The 23,800-nt window shown below is 68.8% G+C and carries 15 protein-coding genes; 12 read left to right on the forward strand and 3 right to left on the reverse strand.

Features of this window, described 5'->3' with window-relative positions; all coding sequences use genetic code 11:
* The first annotated feature begins 22 nt into the window (after positions 1–22).
* Positions 23–412, forward strand: coding sequence for a c-type cytochrome (locus BLM15_RS18765; protein ID WP_126114175.1), 390 nt, complete (start codon positions 23–25; stop codon positions 410–412).
* Between the two features lie 253 nt (positions 413–665).
* Positions 666–1,112, forward strand: a complete 447-nt coding sequence (locus BLM15_RS18770) for an NUDIX hydrolase (RefSeq protein WP_236846350.1) — start codon at positions 666–668, stop codon at positions 1,110–1,112.
* Between the two features lie 8 nt (positions 1,113–1,120).
* On the opposite strand, the gene BLM15_RS18775 is transcribed toward BLM15_RS18770, so the two are convergent.
* Positions 1,121–1,858: a 2OG-Fe(II) oxygenase gene (locus BLM15_RS18775; RefSeq protein WP_126114177.1), complete on the reverse strand. Its 738-nt coding sequence runs from the start codon at positions 1,856–1,858 to the stop codon at positions 1,121–1,123.
* A gap of 185 nt (positions 1,859–2,043) precedes the next feature.
* Between BLM15_RS18775 and BLM15_RS18780 the strand changes: the two genes are divergently transcribed.
* Entirely contained in the window at positions 2,044–4,584 is a 2,541-nt protein-coding gene (locus BLM15_RS18780; protein ID WP_206438541.1) for a heavy metal translocating P-type ATPase, read from the forward strand.
* Complete coding sequence (cueR, locus tag BLM15_RS18785; RefSeq protein WP_126114178.1) at positions 4,581–4,973, forward strand: Cu(I)-responsive transcriptional regulator; 393 nt, start codon at positions 4,581–4,583, stop codon at positions 4,971–4,973. The genes BLM15_RS18780 and cueR overlap by 4 nt, the downstream gene beginning before the upstream one ends.
* Positions 4,974–5,078: 105 nt before the next feature.
* Here cueR and BLM15_RS18790 read toward each other — a convergent pair whose 3' ends face one another.
* Positions 5,079–5,360 (reverse strand): hypothetical protein, encoded by a 282-nt coding sequence (locus BLM15_RS18790; RefSeq protein ID WP_110492257.1) that lies wholly within the window; start codon positions 5,358–5,360, stop codon positions 5,079–5,081.
* Between the two features lie 232 nt (positions 5,361–5,592).
* Between BLM15_RS18790 and BLM15_RS18795 the strand changes: the two genes are divergently transcribed.
* The 3 genes from BLM15_RS18795 (at position 5,593) to BLM15_RS18805 (ending at position 9,715) form a co-directional block, all read left to right on the forward strand.
* Entirely contained in the window at positions 5,593–6,999 is a 1,407-nt protein-coding gene (locus tag BLM15_RS18795) for a cytochrome P450 (RefSeq protein ID WP_164547575.1), read from the forward strand.
* 380 nt (positions 7,000–7,379) lie between these two features.
* Positions 7,380–7,820 carry a glycine zipper domain-containing protein gene (locus BLM15_RS18800; protein ID WP_126116255.1) on the forward strand — a complete coding sequence of 147 codons (441 nt, stop codon included), beginning with the start codon at positions 7,380–7,382 and terminating at the stop codon, positions 7,818–7,820.
* Between the two features lie 161 nt (positions 7,821–7,981).
* Positions 7,982–9,715 (forward strand): hypothetical protein, encoded by a 1,734-nt coding sequence (locus BLM15_RS18805; RefSeq protein WP_126114180.1) that lies wholly within the window; start codon positions 7,982–7,984, stop codon positions 9,713–9,715.
* A 16-nt stretch (positions 9,716–9,731) separates the two neighbouring features.
* On the opposite strand, the gene BLM15_RS18810 is transcribed toward BLM15_RS18805, so the two are convergent.
* A complete protein-coding gene (locus BLM15_RS18810) occupies positions 9,732–10,307 on the reverse strand; it encodes a hypothetical protein (protein ID WP_126114181.1) in 576 nt (191 codons plus the stop codon).
* 203 nt (positions 10,308–10,510) lie between these two features.
* Between BLM15_RS18810 and BLM15_RS18815 the strand changes: the two genes are divergently transcribed.
* The 5 genes from BLM15_RS18815 (at position 10,511) to BLM15_RS18835 (ending at position 23,708) form a co-directional block, all read left to right on the forward strand.
* Positions 10,511–12,877, forward strand: a complete 2,367-nt coding sequence (locus BLM15_RS18815) for a hypothetical protein (RefSeq protein ID WP_126114182.1) — start codon at positions 10,511–10,513, stop codon at positions 12,875–12,877.
* Positions 12,874–16,413 carry an acetate and sugar kinases/Hsc70/actin family protein gene (locus BLM15_RS18820; protein ID WP_126114183.1) on the forward strand — a complete coding sequence of 1,180 codons (3,540 nt, stop codon included), beginning with the start codon at positions 12,874–12,876 and terminating at the stop codon, positions 16,411–16,413. Before BLM15_RS18815 ends, BLM15_RS18820 begins: the two co-directional genes overlap by 4 nt.
* Positions 16,414–16,534: 121 nt before the next feature.
* Positions 16,535–18,022, forward strand: coding sequence for a hypothetical protein (locus tag BLM15_RS18825; RefSeq protein WP_126114184.1), 1,488 nt, complete (start codon positions 16,535–16,537; stop codon positions 18,020–18,022).
* Positions 18,019–20,676, forward strand: coding sequence for a penicillin-binding transpeptidase domain-containing protein (locus BLM15_RS18830; RefSeq protein WP_126114185.1), 2,658 nt, complete (start codon positions 18,019–18,021; stop codon positions 20,674–20,676). The genes BLM15_RS18825 and BLM15_RS18830 overlap by 4 nt, the downstream gene beginning before the upstream one ends.
* Entirely contained in the window at positions 20,673–23,708 is a 3,036-nt protein-coding gene (locus tag BLM15_RS18835) for an MATE family efflux transporter (RefSeq protein WP_126114186.1), read from the forward strand. Before BLM15_RS18830 ends, BLM15_RS18835 begins: the two co-directional genes overlap by 4 nt.
* Positions 23,709–23,800: the final 92 nt, after the last annotated feature.

The following is a 23,800-nucleotide window of genomic DNA, read 5'->3' on the forward strand; positions in this document are numbered from 1 at the left end:
TAAGTCGAAGAAGGACGACCCGATGAGACTGATCGCCAGCGCCACCCTGCTTGCCCTCACCGCGATTGCCGCTTCCCCCGCCTCAGCGCAGGACATCTCCGCCGGCGAACGCTCCTGGAACAAGTGCCGCGCCTGCCACCAGATCGGCGAAGGCGCCAAGAACCTGGTCGGCCCGCAGCTTAACGGGCTGTTCGGCCGCCATACCGGCGAGGTCGAGGGCTACAGCTATTCGACCGCCAACAAGGGCGCCAACATCACCTGGGACGAGGCCGTCTTCGCCGACTACATCAAGGATCCCAGGGCCAAGATCCCCGGCACCAAGATGGTCTTCGCCGGCATCAAGAACGAGAAGGAAATCGCGGATCTCACCGCCTTTCTCAAGCAATACGGCAAGGACGGCAAGAAGATGTGAACGCAGGCGAGGCGCGCAGACCTCGCCCGCTCCCGGACCTCGACAACCAAGTGGCGCAAGCCCGGATCGTCCGGATCACCATTTCGCGAGGCGGGCGGGGCGGATAGTCATCAGCGCCACCCACGCGACGGCGAGCGCACTCGGCGGCCGCCCGAAGCCGGAGAAGAATTGCCGGCTATACAATCCACTGGCGAGTTCATATGCGAATCACCATATGCTGCCGCTTGGGCAGGCGACGTGGAGGTCGGCAAGAGTGGCAAAGGCGGCAGCCGGCAAGCGGGCGGCAGAGCCGAAGGTGCAGATCGGCGCCATACCGTACCGGCACAGGCCGGATGGCATCGTCGAGATCATGCTGGTGACGACGCGGGAGACGCAGCGCTGGATCGTGCCGAAAGGCTGGCCGATCCGCGGGCTAAAAGGCCATGAAGCCGCGGCGCGCGAAGCCATGGAGGAAGCCGGCCTCATCGGCGAGGTCGGCAAGAAGCCCGTTGGTCGCTACATCTACTGGAAACGGCGCGCGCGCGATTTCGTGCTGTGCAAGGTCAGGCTCTATCTGCTCGCGGTGAAGGACCAGCTTCCGACCTGGCCCGAACAGGAACAGCGCCGCTGCCAATGGTTCACCCAGGCCGATGCAGCCGACCTCGTCGACGAGCCGGCACTGGGCGCGATCCTTCGCAGCCTGAAGTTCAAGGCACCCTGACGGCTATTTCAACGCGCATCGTGGAAGATCAGCCCGGTCGTATAGCGCTCGCCCGAACGCACCCGACTGACGCCATGGCGCAGATTGACGCGATAGGCCCCGCGCGTCCCCTGTACCGGCCGGTGCTGCACGGCGAAGATCGCAGCCTCGCCCTGTCGCAGCGGCACCACCTCGGGCCGTGACTGCATGCGCGGGCGCTGCTCGACCAGAGTGAACTCGCCGCCAGTGAAATCCCGGTCCGGCTCGGAGAGCAGGATCACCATCTGGAACGGGAAGAACAGGTCGCCATAGAGGTCTTGGTGCAGGCAGTTGTAGTCGCCGGCGCCGTATTTCAGCAGCAGCGGCGTCGGCCGCTCCTGACCTTGCGCATGGCAGAGCGCGAGGAAGTCGCCGAGCCTCTCCGGATAGCGCTGGTCGATGCCGAGCGCCGCATTCCAGCGATTGGCGATCGGCGCGAGGCGGGCATAGATCAGCGGACGCAGCGCCGCGATCACATCCGGCAACGGATAGGCGAAATACTGGTATTCGCCGCGGCCGAAACCATGACGCGCCATGACGATGCGACTGCGGAAGTGTCGAGGCTCGGCATAGAGCCCGCTCAGCGCAGCGCAGGTGCCTGGATCGAGCAGCGGCCCGGTCAAGCCGACACCGTGCTCGTCGAGCTCATTCTCGATCCGCTGCCAGTCCAGGGCCGTGACGGCCGCTTCCATCGTTTGCTTACCCGCCTTACGGAGTGCCGCCGCCATGTTCCACGTCCTTCACCGGTCCTGTCGGCGGCGATCAAACGCGTCGGCGGCGGCTCGCGACACCCGGTTTCTGCCCGGCAGGAAGCCGTCCAAGCCGTCGCGGCAATCCACAAAAGTAACCGCTTGACCTTCCCATGATGGGAAGGTGTAGCCATCTTCCAACGAGAGAAGGAAGGTGATGCGTCATGACGATGCATGCGAAGCGTGAAGCGCCCGCAAGCGGGCAGAGCACGATCGATATTCCCGTCGACGGGATGACCTGCGCGTCCTGCGTCGGACGGGTGGAAAAGGCGATCTCCGCCGTTCCGGGCGTCAGCGAGGCTCAAGTCAACCTGGCAACCGGCAAGGCCCGGGTGACGCTGGCCGGCGGCAGCGCCGAGGCGGTGGCCGAAGCGATCCGCGGCGCCGGCTACGAACCAGGCGCGACCGATATCACCCTTGCGATCTCGGGAATGACCTGCGCTTCCTGCGTCGGCCGGGTCGAGAAGGCGCTGCGCGCCGTCCCGGGCGTGCTCAACGCCGAAGTCAATCTCGCGACCGAGCGAGCCACCGTCCGGATCGCCGATGGCAGCATCACGCCGGCACTCGTCGCGGCCGTCAGCGTCGCCGGCTACGAGGCCAAGCCGCTCGACGAAGGGCGCAGCGACGACGGCGATGCCGCCGCGCGCCGCGAGGCGGAGCAGAATGCGCTCGGTCGCGCAGTCGTCGTCGCGGCACTGGGGACGCTGCCGCTGCTGGTGCTCGAGATGGGGCCGCATCTGAGCGAAGCCTTCCATCACTGGCTCTACGCCCGCGTCGACGCCTTTGTGCTGAAGCTCATCGCCTTCGGCCTCACCACCATCGTTCTGTTCGGGCCGGGCCTGCGCTTCTTCCTGAAGGGCTGGCCGGCGCTGATGCGGGCTGCGCCCGACATGAACGCGCTGGTCATGCTCGGCGCCGGGGCGGCCTATGCCTATTCCGTGGTCGCGACCTTCGCGCCGGACTGGCTGCCGGCCGGCACGGACTACACCTATTTCGAGACCGGGGCGGTGATCGTCACGCTGATACTGCTCGGGCGCTGGTTCGAGGCCCGTGCCAAGGGCCGGACCAGCGAGGCGATCAAGCGGCTGGTCCAGTTGCAGGCGCGCTCGGCCCGCGTGCTGCGCGACGGCGTCGAGAGCGAGATCGCGATCGAGCATGTCCGGGTTGGCGATCTCGTGCTGGTCCGGCCGGGCGAGAAGATCCCGGTGGACGGCGAGGTCGTCGAGGGCGTGTCCTATGTCGACGAGGCGATGGTAACGGGCGAGCCGGCACCCGCCCATAAGAGCGTCGGCTCCAGCGTGATCGGCGGCACCATCAACCGCAACGGCGCGCTGCGCTTCCGGGCGGAGAAGGTCGGCGCCGACACGCTGCTCGCCCAGATCCTGCGCATGGTCGAGCAGGCGCAGGGCGCCAAGCTGCCGATTCAGGCGCTGGTCGACCGCGTCACCAACTGGTTCGTGCCGGCAGTGATCGCCGTCGCGCTGCTGACCTTCGCGACATGGCTCGCCTTCGGCCCCTCGCCCGCACTGACCTATGCGCTGGTCAATGCCGTCGCGGTGCTGATCGTCGCCTGCCCCTGTGCCATGGGCCTGGCCACCCCGACCTCGATCATGGTCGGCACCGGCCGCGCCGCCGAGCTCGGCATCCTGTTCCGCCAGGGCGCGGCACTGCAGGGCCTGAGCGAGGTTTCGACCATTGCCTTCGACAAGACTGGCACGCTGACCAAGGGGCGGCCCGAAGTGACGCGCTTCATCGCTGCCGAGGGCTTCACCGAGGAGGAAGCACTGCGTGTGGCCGCCTCGGCGGAGAGTGCCTCGGAACATCCTTCCGCCGAGGCGATCGTCGCGGAAGCGAAGCGGCGCGGTCTTGCACTCGCTCCGGCCGCCGATTTCGCGGCCGAGCCCGGCCTCGGCATCTCGGCCCGGGTCGAGGGCCGCGCGGTCCTTGTCGGCTCGGCCAGGCTGATGGTCGAGCGTGGCGTCGATGCTGCGATCTTCGCCGACAAGGCTGCGGCCTCCGCGCGCGATGGCGAAAGCCCGCTCTATGTCGCGATCGACGGCAGGCTTGCCGGCCTCGTCGCCGTGGCCGACCAGGCCAAGCCGGGCACGGCAGCCGCGATCGACGCCCTGAAGGCACTCGGCCTGCGCATCGTCATGGTGACCGGCGACAACCGCGCCACCGCCGAGGCGATCGCGGCCCGGCTCGGCATCGACGCCGTCGAGGCCGAGGTGCTGCCGACCGACAAGGCCACGATCGTCAAGCGCCTGCAGGCGGGTGGCGGCAAGGTCGCCTTCGTCGGCGACGGCATCAACGATGCGCCGGCGCTGGCCCAGGCCGATATCGGCATCGCCATGGGTGCCGGCACCGATATCGCGATCGAGAGCGCCGATATCGTGTTGATCTCCGGCGATTTGCGCCACGTGCCAGAGGCGATCGGCCTGTCCAAGGCGACGATGGCGAACATCCGCCAGAATCTCGGCTGGGCCTTCGGCTACAATGTGCTGCTGATCCCGGTCGCGGCCGGGCTGCTCTACCCGCTCTGGGGCGTGCTGATGTCGCCAGTCTTCGCCAGCTTCGCCATGGCCTTCTCCAGTGTCAGCGTGCTCGCCAACGCGCTCAGGCTGCGTCGCTTCGCGGTGCGGCAGGACATCACTGCGGCAGCGTCAGGCGCAGCTCCGGCCACCGCCTTTGGGAGGATGGGATGAATATCGGACAAGCCGCCGAAGCCTCCGGCGTCAGCGCCAAGATGATCCGCTATTACGAGCAGATCGGGTTGATCGAGCCGCCGGCGCGCTCGCAATCGGGCTACCGGGTCTATACCGAGCCGAACGTCCATACGCTGCGCTTCGTGCGGCGGGCCCGCAGCCTCGGCTTCTCGGTCGACGAGACCGGGGCGCTGCTTGCGCTCTGGCGCGACCGCTCGCGGGCCAGCGCCGACGTGAAACAGCTCGCACTCAAGCATGTCGCGGAGCTGGAAGAAAAAGCCGCCGCGCTGCAGGCGATGGCGGCGACGCTGCGCCATCTAGCGAGTAATTGTCATGGCGACCAGCGACCGGACTGCCCGATCCTCGACAAGATCGGCGCTCGGAACTGAGCATTTCAGGTCGGACGGGACTGTTTTGCAGTCTGGAAAGCAAAACGCCGGAAGCCATTTCTGGCTCCCGGCGTCTCAAAATTCGGAAAGCGGCAGAGACGCCGCTCAGCGCCGCATCGCCTCGGCGAGGCGCGGCGAGAAGGTCCGAGTCGGCCGGCGGACCACGACGACGGAGCGATTCGGCGTCATCACCGTGGTGCGGTGCGCGGCCTTACGGATGAAGGGCACGACCTCGGCAACGGGAACGCCCATCAGCTGGGCGGCGAGCTCGGCCTGCTGCTCCGGCGAATCGCTCATGCACTGCGCCGCCGTCACCGCCTCTTCCAAGGTCGGCAGTTCGACACGCGGACGCAGGACGCGCGGGGGAGGATTCTTGTATTCGGGCATCTCAATGGCTCCTTGGACGCCTAAAATAGCACTTATTGTGCACTGCACAAGATTGCGTGGATTATTCTCTGCAATGCAACAATCGCAGAGCGGGTTGGCATGCGACTTGCGCCTTGGGAATGCCTAAAACCGGCAGGAGATTGTTCCCCTCAGAGCTGGTTCCGATTGAGCTGACCTAGTCGGCTTCGGCTTCGGCTCCGCGAGGAGAGCCATGATCACAGCGGATGCTGCCATGTCTGCGGTGCAAGCCCGTCGGCGGCGCCCACCGGCCCCGGTGCCGGAAGAGCGCGAGTTCGGCCGGCTCGAACTGCTGCTGCGCCTGCGCCGCAACCCGTTGACGATCTGGCGAACACGGCATTTCCGCGAGCCGATCGTCGCCGGCGAGGGCCTGTTCGGCTACGGCGTCGTCGTCTCCGATCCGGACGTCGTCCGGCATGTGCTCGTCGAGAACGCAGCCAACTACCGTAAGGATGATCTCCAGCGCACCATCCTGGCGCCCGGGCTCGGCGAAGGCTTGCTGACGGCCGAGGGCGAAGTCTGGAAACGGGCGCGGCGGACATTGGCGCCGCTGTTCACGCCGCGCTCGGTCACGGCGTTGGCCGAGCGCATGGTCGCACCGGCCGAGCGAACCGTCGCCCGCATGCTACGCCGGCGCAGCGGCCGCATCGTCGATATCTCGGCCGACATGACGCGCGTGACCTACGACATCCTGGCCGAGACGATGTTCTCGAACGCGATCGCCGGCGGTGCCGACGCTTTCGGCAAGGCCCTGACGCGCTATTTCGAGACGCAAGGGCGGATCGACCCGCTCGACGTGCTCGGTGCGCCCGCCTGGCTGCCGCGGGTCGGGCGGTGGATGGCACGACCGGCGATCTCCTTCTTCGAAGCGCAGGTCAAGGCGATCATCGCCGAGCGGCAAGCACTGCATGCGGGCGGCGGCTGGCAGCCAGAAAAGCCCGACCTACTCGACGCGCTGCTCGCCGCGCGCGATCCCGAGACGGGCACAGGGCTCAGCGAGGCCGAGGTCGGCGCCAACATCGTCACCTTCATCGGCGCCGGCCACGAGACGACCGCGAACGCCCTGACCTGGTCGCTCTATCTTGTTTCGCTCGCACCAGACGTGCGCGACACGCTCGAGGCCGAAATCGATGCAGCCGGAGAGGACCTCGCAGCGGCTGCCCTGTCCGGCGAGCGCCTTTCTCTCACCCGCGCGGTGATCGAGGAGGCGATGCGTCTTTATCCGCCCGTTCCGTCCCTGTCGCGGACGGCACTGGCCGACGATGTCGCCGCCGGGCATTGCGTCATCCCGAAGGGTGCGCTGGTCGTGATCTCGCCCTATCTCCTGCACCGGCATGAGACGCTATGGCAGGCGCCCGACCGTTTCCGGCCCGAGCGCTTCCTGCCGGGCGCTCGCGAGGCTATCCCACGCTATGCCTATCTGCCGTTCGGCGCCGGCCCTCGAATCTGCATCGGCCAGCAATTCGCCATGGTGGAAGCGGTGATCGTGCTTGCCACGCTGCTCCGGCACCTGCGTTTCGACTATGCGAACGAGGAGGCGCCAATGCCGACCCAGCGCATCACACTGCGGCCGCGTGACGGGATGCCGATGCGCGTGACGAAACGTCACTCATCGCGGTAAGGACGCAGCGGACCGCGGCGAATTAACCACAGCTGCCGGAAAAGCATTAAAGATGAACCTCGGGTTTTTAAAGATGTCGCGCCGCCGACGGCCACCACGACGGAGCAGCGATCACGCGGCAGCCCGTCAGTCCCGGTTTTTGTTGGCTTTCGAGGCAGGTTCGGGTCTGCGAACATTTTAAAGATTATCGAAATCGTCACAAACTGCGCTGGCTCTTGCCCAGAAATGGCCAATATGGAAGAGATGCCGGGTGTGGCGCCGTATGGTCTTGCCCGGGTTTTGCGAAACTGGCTCTACCGGATGCAAGAGCTGCCAGATTGCAGGCGCCATGGATTTTGGAAACAATCTTTTACTGGGGTGACGTGATGCATGCCAAGACCATGAAAGCCGGAACCATCCTCGTCGCGGGCGCGCTCCTGCTCGGCGGCTGCACCGGGTCGCAGGAACGCGTCGCCGCGGGCGGCGCGATGGGCGCCGGCGCGGGCGCCCTGATCGGCGGCGCAGTCGGCGGCGGCCGCGGTGCCCTGATCGGCGCCTTGATCGGCGGCGTTGCCGGTCTCGTCATCGCCGACGCGATCGAGAAGGAGCGTGCTCGCGAAGCCGCCTACATCGCTGCTCGCTCGGGCGGCTCGAACGTTCAGCGCTTCCGCAATTCGAGCGGCCAGGACGTCACCGTCCGCGCCCGCACCGTCCGCACCTACAACAACAGCCAGGGCCAGCGCATTCGCGTCGTCGAGCGCAGCGTGACCCGCGAAGGCAAGGCCGCCGGCACCGACCAGGTCGAGGTCAATCTGGCCACCAACGAAGCCTCCGGCATCTGAGCCGCGGGCGAAACGAGAACCGGTCCTCCCTCGCTTGCGAGGGAGGACCCCATGAGTATCGAACCGAGATGACTGCGCGAGCGCTGACCAAACGAGCCCTTTGCCTGACGGTTGCCTGCCTTACGGCGGCATCACCGGTGGGGGTTACGGCGCAAACGCAGATGATGGCCGGGTTCGACCCGTACAATCCGTTCGGCTCCGCCGCCCAGCTCCTCTGGCAGCGCATCCAGCAGCAATGCCCGCAGCTCAAGCTGCCGGTCGCCATCGGCATTGCCTCGCGCCCTGCGACCCGTGACGCCTTCACGACTGATCAGGGCAATAACATCATGCAGCAGATCAGAGCTGCATTCTCGAACATTCCGGGCGTCTCGATGGCGCCCTGGCTCGATATCGACCCGATCAAGGGCATCGTCGATACCGGGGTGCTCGACAGCCCGATGGCGGGCAATAGCAAGGAACAGCTCGCCAAGATCCAGATCGAGGTCCGGGCGTCAGGCCAAAAGGTCGGCGCGGCAGCGCGCTTCAACCTGTCCGCGCATGGCTGGAACGGCTATGAGAGCTGCTCGCCGAGCCTCGACCCCTTCACCGTCTCGCAGGATTTCATCGGCGAGGAGTACAGCTCGACCGACGAGCTCTTCAACCGGGTCGCAGCCGGCGTCTGGGCGGCCTCTGTCGACACCTCCAACCCCGTCACGCTCTCGGTCAGGATGCTGAGCGGCCTGCCCGTCAGCCCCGGCTGGCAGGAATTCTTCTCCGACAAGCTGCGGCGCGCGCTGAGCAAGCAGAATGCCGAGGAGAAAGAGACCAAAATCCGGGCCGAGCGCCATGTCTCGCTGGTGATCGCACATGACCCCGCCGGCGCCGAGGACAAGCGCTGGGAAGGCATGGTCACTGTCGACCCGCGCCCGCTGGGCTACCGGATCTCGGTCAGTGTCAACCGCCGGAACACGACACCGGTCTCCGAGGACGGGCTGGTCACGCTCGACGAGTTGCCGACGATGCAGCAATGGGCCGCGCTCGGCCCGACGGCCCAGACGCCGCGGCTCGACCAGACGCCGATGCGGATCAATGCCCGCATCGAAGGTGGCCGGGCCCTGCAGCAATACCCCTTCCTGGTCGTGCAGGAATCCTATGTCGAGGTCGATATTCCGACCGGCAGCGTCCGTGGGCCGCACCCGACCGTGCCCGTCGACGTGCTCGGCCGCAACAACGCCCCGATGAAGACCATCCACATCGCCAATCCGAGCCGCCCGAACCTGCGGCGCTACAAGCTCGGCCCCGGCGAGTACACGATCCGGGTCGGCAGTGCCGGCCCCGTCGCACAGGATTTCCAACTGCGGGCCCGTGCGGTCGACACCAAGGATATGCTGGTGCCCGAAGCGCCCGGCAGGCTTCTGCGCCGCTTCCAGGACTGGTACGCCAGCGTCTCCGAGGATCCCCGCACCGGCCAGCGCACCTGCTTTGCCTACACCGCAGCGCAGGAGGCAACACCGCGCTATTGGCGCGAACAGGCGCCCTTCATCCTGTTGCAGACCAGCAGCGGTGGAACCAACGATCTCCAGCATCTGATCGAGGACAAGCGCTACTACAAGCCTGGCGCGCCCTTCGAGGCAGTGATCAACGAGGGCAGCGCGATGCGCCGGCTCAATGCCGCCCCGACCGCCTCCGGCAATTTCATCCGCCCGATGAAGCAAGGCTCGAACGGTCAGCCCATCCTCGATATGGACGCGGTTGCCGGCTACAATCGAGGCACGACGCTAGAGATTAGCGGCACCACGCCTGAGGGGCGTCCGGCCCATGTGGTCTACTCGCTGCAGGGCTACCGCGCCGCCGTCAACGCGATGTCGCTGGAATGCGGTCGGCGCGACCTCGCCAACGCCTTGGTCTGGAAGTAGTCGCCCGCCTATGCGTTCAGGCCAGCGCGAGCGTCGCCTGCGCCGACCCCGTTCCGTCGCCGGCAGACTCGAACCTGATCAGGCCGTGGCGAACGTCCTTGGCCGCGTCAAGCACGGAGGTGAGGGAGCGGGCGGAGCGTTCCAGCACGCCGAGCAGTGCCGGGACGAGGCGCGGATCGCTCCAGACATCCTGCGCACGGCGTCCGAAGGGGGCAAGGAAGGGTTCGAGCCCGCTCCAGGCGAAAACAATCTCGCGCGGACGCGTCGCAGCTGCATCGAGGCCGAGCAGGATGCGCTCGATGATCGGGGCCCAGACACCATCGTCATAACGGCCGGCCGGCAGCAGGACGATCAGCTTCTCGGCGCTCGTCAGTGCCGCCTGCGCCTCCGAGGTGGCCTGACCCGAATCACGGAACAGGCGCGGCAGCAGGCGCGGCGCGAGGAAGCTTGCCGCAATCGTGTGCGGCGACCCATCCGAGGCATCCGACAGCGCCAGCGCACGAGCCGTCACGTCTTGGCCGGCAGTGGCCTGGGCGAGCGTGACCGGCAAGGCAGCCGGCAAAGCGGCAAAGCAAACCGTTTCTGCCGTCATCGCTTCCCGCTCCGTGTCAGCATCCACCCCCGCCTTTCCGGCAAGCCGGCCCTGCAGGTCTCCAAAGTTGCGGCCAGCCGGCCACAAGATCAGGCCCGCACACCGAAAGTTGGGCCCGGTGCATCTCTTGCAAGACGTCGGACCATCGCGCAAGGTCGCCTCGCGTCATCCCGCCTCATTCGTCTTTCGCGGAGCCTGTTTTCGTGACTTCCTCCGTGGCGCCTGTCGCTATCATCTGGGACGGGTCGCGCCATGTCGCCGCGATCTGGCGACAAAGCGCCCCGATCCGTTTCCTGGCGGCCGAGGAGGCCGGAGGACGTATCAGCCTGATCGCTGCCGCCGACGCAGGGACCACGCCGCTGCACGGCAAGCTACCCACGGGAAGCCGAGCCCTTCATGCCGTGACGCTCACCGCAGACGGCCGACTGACCACGGTTCCCGCCCAGCTCGACGAAAGGCTTTCGCTCAACGAAGCCGACCGGCGCTCGCTCGGCCTTTCGCTCGTGCAGGTGCATCGCGAGACCGACGGCGCACTCGTGCTGCAGGACGAGTTGGCCGGCGCCCAGACGCAAGCCGAGCTTCTGGCTTCCGGCTTCAACCAGGCCAGCGGCCCGGAGACGGAAGGCTTTCGCCTGTTGGTTGGCCCCTTCCTCAACCCTGAGGATGAGCGGGCCGCTCTGACAAAGATGACCGCAATCCGTAGCGGCCCGGCAGACGGTCTGGCACTCTCGTTCAGCGGCGACGATGCGCAGATTGCATCCGAAGTGATTCTGGTCGCGCATCTGCCGGCAGCGATGCGCGAGGCCAGGCAGGCGCTGGGCCAGATCGATCAGGAACTTCGGCTCGCCATCGAGACCGAACTCGACCTGCTCGCCGCTTCGCTCACCGACCAGCGCGACGTCGATGCGACCGGCCTCGGCCGTCTTGCCGCGCTGCGCCGCGGCTTTCGCCTGATCCGCCCACAGGCCCGACCCGACGGCAGCGCCGGTATCGCGCTCCCCGATTGGGTCGAGGGTGACGAAATCATCGTCTTCGCCGCGCCGCGCCGCCAGCTGACCTGGACTGGCGAGGGCGAGACGATCAGCGGCACGCCAATGACGTTGCGCTGGCAGGACGGGGCGTTCGCCGTGACCTCGCACCGCCAGGGCTATGCCGCCTCGACCGCGACCGGATTGACGCTTGGTGCAAGCGGCGGCAACGCCCTGGTCGTCGCAGAGGCCGGCGCGAGCGTACCGCTGCATGATGATCTTGCGCTCGCCGCAGGCCGGCTGGCCGAGGGGCTATGGCGCGCCACGAGCGCTCTCCAGCCGGCGCGCCTCGCCGCCATGCTCGATGAGATCGCCGGACGTGCTGCATCAGCGCCTGTCGGGCAGCTCGCGCGGCTCGATGCGCGGGCCAAGGACGCCGCGCCGGCAAGTCTGCTCGATGCGCTTGCCGCGACCGCGGGTATCGATCCGTCGCGGACGGACGAGCTCGGCGAACGCACGCTCGACGAACAGATCGCCATGCTGCTGCGGGGGATTACACAGCCGCAGCTGGCAAGACGCGCCTGCGCCGTCCGCCTCGCTTTGCCCCTGCCCGGTACTGCCCGCGAAGAGGCGGCGATAGAGCGGCTGCTTGCCTGGTACGAGGACCCCAATCTCCCGCAAGTGCTCGCCCGCGAGGCTATGGCATTGGCCGGCCACGATCGGCGGGCGATGCGCCTGCTGCACGATGTTGCCGCGAGCGCTCATCAGAGCTGGCTCGACGCCGGCCTCGTAACCGAAGTCGAAGAGGCGGTGGCGGACGCCGCCACGCGCAGTGGCCAGCGCCGGCTCTCGCCGCTCGATACCCTGCTGCTCAACCTGCGGCGGCAGCCACCGCGGCAGCCGGCACCAGGCCTCGAAGCGGTCGCTCGCATGCGCAGCGAGCTTGGCGAGGCCGCGCAGCAAGCGAGCCAGTCGGCGGCGATCACCGACGAGCTGGCCCGACGACTCGGTGAGCTGACGCCGGGCGAGATCGTCCTGCTGCATGGCCATTTCGCCGGCTTGCGGCGCGAGGTCGAGCAGGCGCTCGCAACCGCCGATCTCATTCGGGGTTGGGAACAGGTGGCCGGGTATCCGGACCTCGCCGCGCGCGCCCATAGCGGCGGCGATCCCGTGCGCGGCGCCGAGCGTCTCACGGCAACGAGCCGCCATTTCGCCGGCTCTCTGGCGCATGTCGAGAGTCTCGCTCCGGCTCTGGCCGGTCTCTCGGCACAGATCGATGCCTTACTCGGTCCCGCGGGCGAAGCCACGAGCCGCGGCCAGGCGCTGCGCATGACGCTCGAAAGCTATAGCCGGCTGCTGTTGGCGCAAATGGTGCTGTGCGAAGCCGACGCCGCCTTCGCCGAGGTGCCTTTCGCCGGCCGAGCGCTCGCTAACCCCCAAGATACCAGCTTCGGCGCCGCCTATCGCCGGCTCCGGGCCGGTGCGGGCGACATGCTGCCGCGCTATCTCGCCGCGGCCGCCGCATTGACCGGCCTCGATCATCACTGGGGCATTGCGCTTGCCGGCGACGCCGCGGCCACCGCTTCGAGGCAGGACGCATGACCAGCTTGCCCTGCTACAACCTCGAGACCCGGCTCGGGAGCTTTGCCGCGACCATTGCGCTCGACCGTAGCGGCGACTTGATCGACCTCCTCGCCTTCGAGGCGCCGGAAGACATGGTCAAGGCGGTAACGGTCTCGCTGGTCTCGCATACGCCCAGCCTCGCCAGCGGTATCGATATCGGCTGGCTGCAAGGTAATGCTTTGCTCGACAAGGCCGCGGTCCGGGCTGGCGAGCGCCTCGTGCTGGGCCTGCGCCGCGAGGCGGTGATGCGCGCCGTGGCGAACCATCGAGCCCAGGTCGATGTCGACGGCGACGCCAGCATCGAGATCGCGTTCTCCACCATCGTCGAGACGGCGAGCGGCACCCGCGCCTCGCCGCGACGCCTCCTCAAGGTCGCCGCGCTTGCCGGCGCCTCGCAGCCGGAATGGCGGATCGAGCCGGTCGAGATCGACCTGGATTCCCTGCACGCCGGCAAGCTGCTCGCGATCGGCCAGATCGCCATCGATATCCCCAGGGACATCGTGCTCGAAGGCCGGCGCGGGCTGACCCTCGAGGCGAGCTGCTTTGGCCTCAGGGCGCAGCATCTCTCGCTCGGCGTCGCTGCGCCGATGGATCATTCGGTCTCGCTCAGGCGCTTTCCGGACACCGGCACCGCGACCAGCCGGCACCTGATCTGGCTCGCCGATGCGCCGGCGCTGGCCGGTCAGGAAGTGCGCCTCGACGTGACCCTGACGCGCGATGCCGTGCTCGATTTTGTCGACGAGACGATCCAGGCCAATCCAAAAGCGCCGCTGCAGGTGAGGCTGACCGCCAAGCTCGGCGGCTGGGTCGGTCAAGACGGCGCCGGCCATGATCCGGACGGCCCGGCCAAGCCGTGGTCGAGCGCGCTCGAAGCGCGCTCGGTGCCGATCCGCAGCCAGAACCGCGGCGAGGTCGCGCTGACCATCGCGGGACAGCATTTCACCTGCCCGCTCGGCGGCAACGCGCAGTTCGAGATCGCCGGCGGGCTCAATGCCGAGGTCGACCCGGACGACGAGACCTCGATCGTGCGCTGCGACGGGCTGGTGATCGACCTGCGCCGCTGGCCGCTGACCCGGACCGCGCCGCTGACGGTCGAGGTCACCAGCCGCATGGGCGAGAGCGAGATCGCCGAGCCATCGACATCGTTCCCGCTCGAGATCGTGCGCGAGGGCGATTTCGGCCGGCGCGGCCGCGCCGTCGTGCCGATGCAGAACCTGACCTCGACCCTGTCGCGTGCCGTGCGCACCAGCGGCGCCAATGTGCTGCGCGGTGAGATCACGGTCTCGCTCGCGATCAAGTCCGGCGACGAGGGCGGCCAGGCCTTTGCGCAGGCGAGCCTGCCGCTGCGCTATAGCCGCCGCGTCCACCGCCTGCCGATCTGCATCGATCTCGGGGCCTCCGCCACCTCGATCTGGTCCGGCGCGCCGCGTGCCGCCGGCCGCGCCACCGAGATCAGGCCGCTGGCCCTCGGAACCTGGCTCGCCGCCCATGTCGACCCGCGCCATGGCGAAGCAACCTTGCAGGATGCCGGCGCTGCGCCGCTGATCCCGAGCCATGTCGGGCTCGATTCCGGCAACAATCTGCGCGCCGACCACGCGCCGCATAGCCTACCGGACCTCGCTCTGATCGGCTCGGACCGCGCGAGCGTCGCGCGACGGCTGAAAGCATTTTCGCGGCGTTACGACGTCTCCGCCCCTGCCCCACCGCCGCAGGCCGGTCTGCCCGAAGGTGGCAAGCGGATCGACTCGCTGAAGCACGCGCTGACCTCCGGCGCGGTCTCGCTGACTCTGAATGAGCCGGTGCACCGCTACGACGCCGCGGCCGACCGGGTCGTCGCCACCAACACCGTCGAGATCGCGCCACTGGTCGCCGATGTGCTCGACGAGCTCGTCGACCTCTATGTGCTGCGTCTCGGCGAGGATCGCCTGCGGGTCGAGGACCAGGCGCCGCCCCCGGTGGTGCCGCGCATCCTGGTCTCCTGCCCGAGCGGTATCGGCGACGAGATCGCCTCGCGCTACCGCGCCGCGCTCGAACTCTTCTCTCAGCGGCTGGAACGCCTCTTTCCCGGCACGACCAGCTTCCCCGACGCCGCCGTCACCGTACCCGAAGCGGTCGCGGCCGCACGCTATGTCGCCAGCCTGCCGGAGGTGCGCGCCGCCGTGCCGGACATGGGTGAGGCGCTGCTCATCACGCTCGACATCGGCGGCGGCACCAGCGACGTCGCGCTCGCGTCTCTACGTCGCGATGGCGACCGGCTGAACCATTCGACGCTCGCGACCTTCGGCCTGCCTGTCGGCGGCGACCTGATCGACGAGGCACTGACCGGCATCGCCGCGACGCTGATCGACCGGGCGATGGAGGGGCAGGACGCCCATTGGCAGCCTGCCTTCGCCGAAGCCTCGCTCGCCCGCGCGATCCAGCGCGAGGACGCGGCCGCGCTGGCGGCACGCGGCTGGCTGCGCAATGCGGTGAAACAGGCCAAGGCGCGCCTTGCCAACCATCTGAGCGAGAAGGCGCAGGCCTCCTCGGCGCGCTATCGTTGGGATGCGGATGCGGCCGATGAGACGTTCGACCTCATCCTCGCCGAGGTGAGGCCGGACGGCGGACCGGCCGGCCTCTATGTCGCCCAGAACGAGCCGAAGCTGGCGGAGGCGGCATCCAGGCCGGGTCTGCGGCTTGTGCTCGACAGTCCCGACAAGGCCGGCACCTGCCGTCTCGTGCTCAAGCTCTCGCGCGCTGCGCTGGAGAAAGGTGCCGGCGAGGCCTCGCAGCGCCTGGCCGAAATCGGCGCCGTGCTCGGCGGCATGCTGCCGCGCCTCGCCCGCGCCGCCGGCCCGAATCCGGTGCGCCGGCCGACCGTGATCATGGTGCCGACCGGGCGCGCCGCGCTCTGGCCGCCGATCTTCGAGGCGATCGCGGTCGAGGCCGAGGCCAGCCGGGCCGCCTTCCCGTTCGAGCGGCCGTTCTCGCCGGCGGCGATGAAGAAGGCGGTGATCGCAGGCGCGGCGATCCTCGGCATCGAGGGCGACATGGCCGGCAGCACCGTGCAGCACAAGAACCCGCTCGGCATCGCCGCGATGGCAGTGCAGATGCGCGATCTCGGCGCCACCGGCCTACGCACCGAATTCGCGGCCGAGCGCATCCATTACCTCGGCTACGACATCGCCTCGGGTGCGCGTGTCCATGCCGAGCATGACGAGACCGCACCGAGCCTTGGCGGGCGCGCCAATCTCGGCCGCCGCTTCCAGTTCGTGCGCACGATCCCGGGGCTCGATCCGCAAGGGAAAGCGCTGGCGCGCCTGCGCCCATTGCTCGACGGACAGGAGCCGATGGTGCTGCTCGAGGGCGATTCCATCGTCGAGGCACACCGGGAAGGGCTAGACGGCTTCGGCGTCTGCGAGATCATCAGCGAGGTGCTGTCGCCCTCGAGCCGCAAGGTCACGGTGGTCGCCGCCAATGAGGGCTGGGAAGCCTGCTGGCGGATCGAGCACGACCGCGTCTCGCGCATCTATTAGGATCGCAGGATCGTCATGGCCCGCACGCGAAAACGGCTCTGGCGTTCACAAAGGCGGGCTCGGCCCGCCTCGTCGCGACCGTATTTCTATCCCGACTTTTTCGCCCGAGTGAGCTGACGCCATGGCCCTGCCCGATCTCATGGACCTGGTGATGCACGACCCGCGGCGGCTGACCAGCCTGCGCGCCGTCGCCGGCGAGCCAGGCGAGGCCATGCCCGGCATCGAGAATCTCTGGCGCAAGCCGGTCTTCAGCCTGATGGCGGGCGGGCAACCGACCAAGGACGGCAAGGCCTCGCTGGAAGACCTGATCGATCGCCATCGCAGCATCGCGCTGACCGATGGCGGCAGCGGCCCGCAGCCGATCGACGTGCCCTTCACCTCGCTGGTGGTGCTGACCGCCGAAGCGCTACCCGGCGCCCAGGAACTCGGCCGCTTCCTCGCCGACCGGATCGAGCAGCGCTTCCGCGACGTGATCGATCCCGACATCGGCGTCACCGTCCATGTCGAGCAGAGCCTGCACGCGACCGCGCCGGTCGCGGTCTATCTCGGCCATGGCGTCTACGCTCCGCCGGCCGACAACCGGCTGCCGCATGGCGAGGTGGTGATCCGGCAGGATGCGCAGACCGCGATCGGCCAGCCGATCATCGGCGTCAACACGCCGGGTGGGCTCTATTCCGGCCAGGCCCGTTTCGCCTTCTCGCGCAGCGAGATGCTGACGCCGGCGGTGCATCCCGACCTGCCCGGCGGCACGATCTTCTTCCTCGGGCGCTTTCCGGTCGACGCCTCCGCCCGCGATGCCGGCGGCCTGCCGCTGCTCACCGCTTTGCCGCAGACGCCGGAAGCGCGGGCCCAGGCGATCCAGGTCGAGACGCTGGCGCTGCCCGGCGGCAATGTCGATGCCCGCTTCGAAATCCTCGGTGTGCGCCCGCAGGTCGGCCGCGTCTCGCTCGGGCTCGTCGACGTCACGCTCGACCGCCGGCCGAGCCGCCTGCAGGCGCAGCCACCCAAGGGCCCGCATCTCGCCGTGGTCGGCCTCGCCATCCCCGAGAATTTCGGCGGAAAGCGCATGGCGCGCTACTGGGTCGAGCGCAGCCATGGCGGACGATTGATGTCGTCGGCCATGCTGGCCCAGCGCGACAGCATCGTCGTGCAGGGCCGCGACGCCCGCCGCTACGACCGGCGCGAACTGCGCTATAGCCGCGTCGGCGGCGAGTTCCGCGCCGAGAGCATGAGCTTCGACGGGCGCCGCCGCTCGCTGCTGATGCTGGAGGATGGCGAGTTCGGCTATATCGGCCTGCCGCGCGAACAGACCGCGATTGCCTTCGGCCCGGACCAGTCCTCGCGCGGCTACGGCACCTTCGACTGGCTCGGCGAAGCGGTGCGCGTCCAGTTCGGCTCCGGTGTGGTCGAGCGCCTAGACGATCTCTATGATCACAACCCGGTCGGCTTCATTGCGGCCGCGCCCGGCGGCGTCGCGGTGCAATCGGCCGGCGACATCTGGCTGCTCGGCGGCCGCAAGCCACAGGCCGCCGGAACCAGCATCATTCCGCCGAACGGGCCCTTCGTGCTCGGGCCGCTGGTGGTCGAGCTTCGGGAGGCGACGCCATGAGCCATCCGCTCTTTCGCGGCCTGAAGCGCAGCGTCACCACTGTGGCGGTCGGCACCGTCACCATCGCCGGCTTTCTCTGGCTCTCGGGCGGGCTGATCGGCGAGCTCGCTGCCAGCCGCGCCTGGATCAAGCAGCCCGATTTCACCGAGACCAGCCGCTCGAACGAGGACCTGTTCCAGCAAGGCGTCGCGACCGGGCTGATCTGGCTCGACCCCGCCGGCCCGGTGATCCGCTCGCAGCCATGCGAAGCGCTCTACGACGCCTCGCTGACCGTGCCGACCCCGCAAGGCGCCAAGGAGTTCTCGCGCACCTTGCTCGACCGGCTCTGCAACCTGCCGGCCGGCGCGCAGATCCGCTCGGAGATGCTGGCCTGGAACAACTCCTTCCTGATCGCCGGCGCTCGCGACGACCGTGCGCCGGACCGGCGCTGCGCCGACGGCACGCCGTTGACGCTGCCGGTGGTGCCGGCCGGCTGCCGCCCGTCGAGTTGGACCGCGCGCGTCGCCCAGACCACCGATCTCGCCGCACCGCTCAACGTGATGCCGAATGCGGTGCCGCCGCCGCGCGATTTTTCCGATTTCGCCAAGCGCCGCGCCAACCAGCTCTCCGACTGGGCCCTGTTCGGGCCCTTGAGGGCGCCGGATGACAGGCTCGTGCTCTCGACCCGGCTGCCTCCCGGCAATCGCCGCGTCACCGTCGACATGATCCTGGAGCCGGCGCGCATCGCCGTCGGTAATGAGCGGGTCAATCTCGATCCCAAGCGCGACGAGCAGACCGTGCGCATCGCCGGCCTCTCGATCGCGGCCGAGCGCGTCTGCTCCGACAGCGACGAGTTCGCAACCTGCGCCGAGGAGGCCCAGCAGGGCCTGCCGCATGGCTGGCGCTTCTCGATCACCGGGGCGCGCCGCCGCGATGTCGAGATCAGCTTCGAAGGCCAGCCGGTCCGGGCGGTGCCGCCGCGCGCCCGCGAAGTTTTGGGCGGGCCGGGCGTCCAGAGCGAGGACGGCAAGGTCAAGCTCTGGCGCTCCTCGCATATCGAGGCCGATTGCGAGCGGGCCAAGACCAAGCTGGTCTGTGAGCTCGGCTGGCGCGGCGCGGTCACGCAGCGACGCACCGGCGCTGCCCGCGCCCTCTTCTTCGCCGACGGCACGCCGGCACTCGACAATAACGGCGTGCCGCTGCCGATCGTCGATGAGCTCGGCCTGACCGCGATGATCGGCTATGGCGCCGGCGATGTCGGCTCGCTCTCGGCCGCGCTCGGCCGGGCCCGTACCCGCGAGAACCTGACACTGACGATCGAGCCGCGCCTGCAGAAGCTGGTCCAGGAAGCCGTCTACGAGCATATGGGCGAGCGCCTCGGCCGCGGGAAGCGCCCGCGCAAGCCCGGCCCGCTGCCGGTCAACCTTGCCCCCGAGCAGGAGCCGCCCGACCAGGGCGACGGCCGCGCCGTCGTGCTGCTGATGGATGCCGGCGACGAGCCCGGCTCGCTGCTCGGCCTGGCGAGCTGGCCCGATTTCGTGCCTGGCATGCACAGCTGGGACATCCAGGCGCTCTCCACCGGGCGCGACAGTGACTCGCCGCTCGCCGGCCATGGCTGGCGCGCCGGCGACGTTCACACCATGCCGGGTTCGACCTTCAAGCTGGTCACCGGCCTCGCCAGCATCCTGGCGGTGCGCGAGCAGCCGCGCTTCGCCGACATGATCATGGGCCGGATGCCGCCGGCGCAGCAGGCGCAGGTCTTCGGCATCCCCGGAGGCGGCGGCCTCAATGTCGACGGCGTGGCGATCGCCAATTATGGCGGCGCCGGCTTCAATGTCGGCATCCTCTCGCCGGCCCAGACCGGCTGCCCCGATGCCGGGCGCGGCGCGCAGATCGGCTTCTGCGAGGCGCTGATCAAATCGTCGAACCTGTGGTTCGCCGGCATGGCGCTGACCATGGACGGCCGCAAGGTCGGCGGGCGGCCGACGACAGTGCCAGGCCGCACCGGCACGATCCTGGCGCAGATGACCGAGCATCTCTATCCGATCACCCAGCCGGGCAGCCTTGCCCAGCCCGGCGTCGACCTGACGCGCGGCATTGTGCCGGGCGCGCAGCGGCTGACCGGCGAGGCGCTCGACCTCGCGGTCGAGGACAAGCGCAACGCCCGCCGCATCGACCTCGCCACCAACTCCTATGGCCAGGGCGTGCGGGCGACGCCGGTCGCCATGGCCTCGATCTATGGCTCGGTCGGTGCTCGCAAGGTCATCCTGCCGCGCGTGCTGAAACCAGTCTCGGACGTCGCCGAGACGCCGCTGCCGAACGAGGGCAAGCCGGTCATCCCCGGCATGGATCCGCGCCAGGCCGAGCCCTTCCTCGACGACGCCCAGCGCGGCCTGTTCGGCGTGGTCAACTCGCCGGGCGGCACCGCCGCGGGCGTGATGGCCTCGCTGCCGCCGGATATCCGCAAGCGCATCTTCGGCAAGACCGGCACGGCCGATACCACCGATGGCATGAACTCGGCCTGGTTCGCCGGCTGGATGGACAATGTCGCGGGGCGCAAGCGCGTCGCCTTCACCTGCCTGGTCTCGCATACGCGGGAGACCGGCGGACGCGCCTGCGGCCGCCTGATGGCCGGCCTGCTCGGCAAGGTCGCCGCGCTCGGAGACAAGAAGTGAGCGAGACCACCGCGCTGCGCCAGCTGATGGGGCGCTGGCTGACCTTGCGGCCGTTCCGCCTGCCACGCATCCGCATCGGCGGGGCTGGCGGGGCTCTGACCGGCCTGGTGCTGCTCGCGCTCTGCCTCGCCGTGCTCGGCTTCTGGTGGCACAACGCCACGCATCTGATCGAGAGCGCCCGGCCAGTGGTCAGCCTGGAGCGGCTCGACCTCGCGCTCGCCCGCGGCGAGACCGCGACGATCGGCCGGCGCGAACTCCTCCAGCCGCAGCGCTTCGACGCCGCCGAGGCGCGCCATGTCTCCCTCGCCCGTCAGCAGGACGGGCGCGTCACCATCCGCAACGTTGCCAACACCCGGCGGCTCTGGCTCGACTATGCCAACGGCTCGGGCAGCTTCTCGGCGCGCTGGCGCTTCCAGCCGGGCGATCGCATCGCCGCCGGTGCGCTCGCGATCGCGGTCGACGAAGCGCGGCCGGGCCGCCTTGCATTGACCTTGACCGAAGCCGGCCGCCCCGGTGCCCGCAAGCTCACGGTCGACTCGACCGGCCCGCTCTCGACGCTCCGGCTCGACGGCAATGCGCTCCCGGTCTGCCAGCCACTCAGCAGCGCCGACCGCATCCGCGGGGTCGTCACCGGCCTGATCGCCACCGACGAGCGCGGCGAGGACAAGCTCGTCTCGCTAGGCGGCCGCCTGACCTGCTCGGTCCGCGAGGAGGCGCATATCGCCGCCAATGCCCTGCCGTTCAAGGCGCTGACCATCGTCGCGCGCGGCGGCGGCTATTTCCTCGCCCCGGGCGATGCCGTCGATGCGCCGCGCCCACCGGTCGTGTTCGCGCGCGGCAACCAGCGCATCACCGACTTCACCGACATCGCCTGGGAGCTCGACCCGGACGGGCCAGCGCGGCTCAGCCACATGATCATCGGCCGCACCCGCTATGCCGTCGAGATCGGCCAGGAATCGAACGGGCGCCTGCCGCTGCGATTGACGCCGCTGAGCAAGACCCACCGCTTCGCGCCCGATGACGCCGAGATCCTGCGTGCTGCGGCGACGACCGAGAGCGTGCGGCCGGTGGTGACACCGCCGCGCCAGCCCATGTCGGCGGCCGAGCTCGGCAACCCGCTCTCCTCGCTCAATGGCGTCGAACGTATCGTGCGGCTACTGCTGACGCTCGGCATCGCCGTGTTCGGCGTGCTTTCGGCCATGCATCACGCCACCCTGTTCCGACGCAGCGCCATCCTTGTGCGGCTCGTCGGCGCACTCGGCTCGACCGCCTTCATCGGGGCGACGACCATGCTGGTGCTGGCCCCGGAACTGTCACGGCTCGGCGGCGCCTCGATCTCCTATGAGGCGGCGCTGCACGCTACCATCCTCGCCTATGCGATCGCCTGCATTGCGATCATGGTCGGGCCGCGCTTCACCACGCCGTTGCGCCTGACCTGGCTCGGCCTCGTCATGCTCTGCTGCCTCGGCAGCCTGACCCTGACGGCGCTCGGCATCGACGCCGAGAAGACCGACTTCACCATCCATGCCGAGAAGAACAAGCTCCTGTTCTTCGACCTGATCCCGGTCGTCGCGGTGGTAATCGCGTTCCAGCCGCAGCGCTCGATCGCGGCGCTGCCGCGCTCCTTCTTCATGGGCGTCGGCTTCAAGGACCAGTTGCTGCGCGCCGTGCCGGCGATCCTGATCCTCGCCGCCTTCGTCGCCTGGGGCGTGCTCGGCACCGAGACCGGTGTCGCCGGCTTCCAGCCGGTCGAGCTCGGCAAGATCGCGCTCGTGCTGGTGCTGGCGCATATCTTCCTCGGCTTCTCGCGGATCGACTACTTCTACAACCAGCGCCACTACATCTCCTGGCTGACGGTCAGCCTCGCGACCGTGCTGGTCTTCATCCTGTTCCTGACCGCGGTGCCGTTCCTGAAGAGCGACTATTCGCCGGCGCTGATCATCATCGTCACGGCCGTCGTCCTCGCCTTCGCTTTCCTGCTGCCGAGCACGCTGAAGCGCCTGGTCGAGATCATGCGGGTCTTCCTGCGCCGTGCCGACGCGCCGCAGCGCAAGGCGCGCCGGCTCGGCTGGCCCCGCGGCGGCGTGCTGGCGCTGGTGCTCGTCATCCTGCTCGGCATCAATGCGGCGCTGATCTACGTCTTCCCAGGCCTCGTCACCTACGCAATCTCCGGCCAGTGGAACTTGCCCAAGGAACGGCTCGCTGCCATCGACGTGCTCGAGAAGGCGCGCGGTGGCCCCTTGCGCGTGCCGGCCGAGCGCCTGCTGACCTGGTACGATCTCGACCATGCCACCAAGCGCGCCGCCACGGCGGCGCAGGAGCGCAGCCCGGACGTGATCCATCGCGATCTCGGTTTCCAGCTGCTGCAGTCCAAGGTCGCGCTCGCCGAGATGCCGTGCACGCTGGCCAGGCTCGATCTCGGCCTCGACAAGACGCCGGTCGAGGTCCGCCGGGCGCTCGACGAATTGCCGCCCTCGCCGGTCTCGCTCTGCGCCATGCTGCCGGGCGCCCGCATCACCCCGATAGCCGAACGCAAGGGCGAAGAGCAGGACGAGACCGTCAGCCGCTTCACCGTCAGCGACCTCGTGCGGCTACCGGTGGTGCAGAACGACTTCATCGCCACCTTCCTGATGGTGCGCTTCGGCCTGCCGGCCGGGCTCGCCTTGCTGGCGGCGCAGGTGATCACCGTCTTCGGACTGCTCTGCCTGGCGGTCAGTCTTATGCGCGAGCGCGCCATGGGCTCGGCCCAGGAGGGCGCCAACAAGGGCATGGCGATCATCCTCGTCGGCATCGCCACGATCTTCGCGCTGCATTGGAGCATCTCCTGGGGCAACGCGCTCGGCCTCTTGCCGGTGATGGGCCAGCCGATGACCTTCATCGCCGCGGCGACCTCGCATCACATGCTGATGGCGCTGCCCTCGATCGCGATCGCCCTGATCGCCGGCCGCCTCGCGGCGATCCGCCAGCTCTCGCCGACCAGCGATCCGCCGCCCTGGGGCCTGTGGCGCGGGCTGACGCGGGCGGGGCTGTGAGAACGGCCGCCACTCTCGGCCGAGACGCAGCGTAGGGCCGAGAATCTTGTGACGAGAAGGCGCTGATCAGCGCCTCATCCGGCCTGAGATGC

Origin of the sequence: Bosea sp. Tri-49 (assembly GCF_003952665.1) — a bacterium.
GTDB lineage: Bacteria > Pseudomonadota > Alphaproteobacteria > Rhizobiales > Beijerinckiaceae > Allobosea.

Coding starts and splice junctions, on each gene's coding strand:
- BLM15_RS18765 (WP_126114175.1), top strand. CDS start 23: ATGAGACTGATCGCCAGCGCCACCCTGCTTGCCCTCACCGCGATTGCC.
- BLM15_RS18775 (WP_126114177.1), bottom strand. CDS start 1,858: ATGGCGGCGGCACTCCGTAAGGCGGGTAAGCAAACGATGGAAGCGGCC.
- BLM15_RS18780 (WP_206438541.1), top strand. CDS start 2,044: ATGACGATGCATGCGAAGCGTGAAGCGCCCGCAAGCGGGCAGAGCACG.
- cueR (WP_126114178.1), top strand. CDS start 4,581: ATGAATATCGGACAAGCCGCCGAAGCCTCCGGCGTCAGCGCCAAGATG.
- BLM15_RS18790 (WP_110492257.1), bottom strand. CDS start 5,360: ATGCCCGAATACAAGAATCCTCCCCCGCGCGTCCTGCGTCCGCGTGTC.
- BLM15_RS18795 (WP_164547575.1), top strand. CDS start 5,593: ATGTCTGCGGTGCAAGCCCGTCGGCGGCGCCCACCGGCCCCGGTGCCG.
- BLM15_RS18800 (WP_126116255.1), top strand. CDS start 7,380: ATGAAAGCCGGAACCATCCTCGTCGCGGGCGCGCTCCTGCTCGGCGGC.
- BLM15_RS18805 (WP_126114180.1), top strand. CDS start 7,982: ATGATGGCCGGGTTCGACCCGTACAATCCGTTCGGCTCCGCCGCCCAG.
- BLM15_RS18810 (WP_126114181.1), bottom strand. CDS start 10,307: ATGACGGCAGAAACGGTTTGCTTTGCCGCTTTGCCGGCTGCCTTGCCG.
- BLM15_RS18820 (WP_126114183.1), top strand. CDS start 12,874: ATGACCAGCTTGCCCTGCTACAACCTCGAGACCCGGCTCGGGAGCTTT.
- BLM15_RS18825 (WP_126114184.1), top strand. CDS start 16,535: ATGGCCCTGCCCGATCTCATGGACCTGGTGATGCACGACCCGCGGCGG.
- BLM15_RS18830 (WP_126114185.1), top strand. CDS start 18,019: ATGAGCCATCCGCTCTTTCGCGGCCTGAAGCGCAGCGTCACCACTGTG.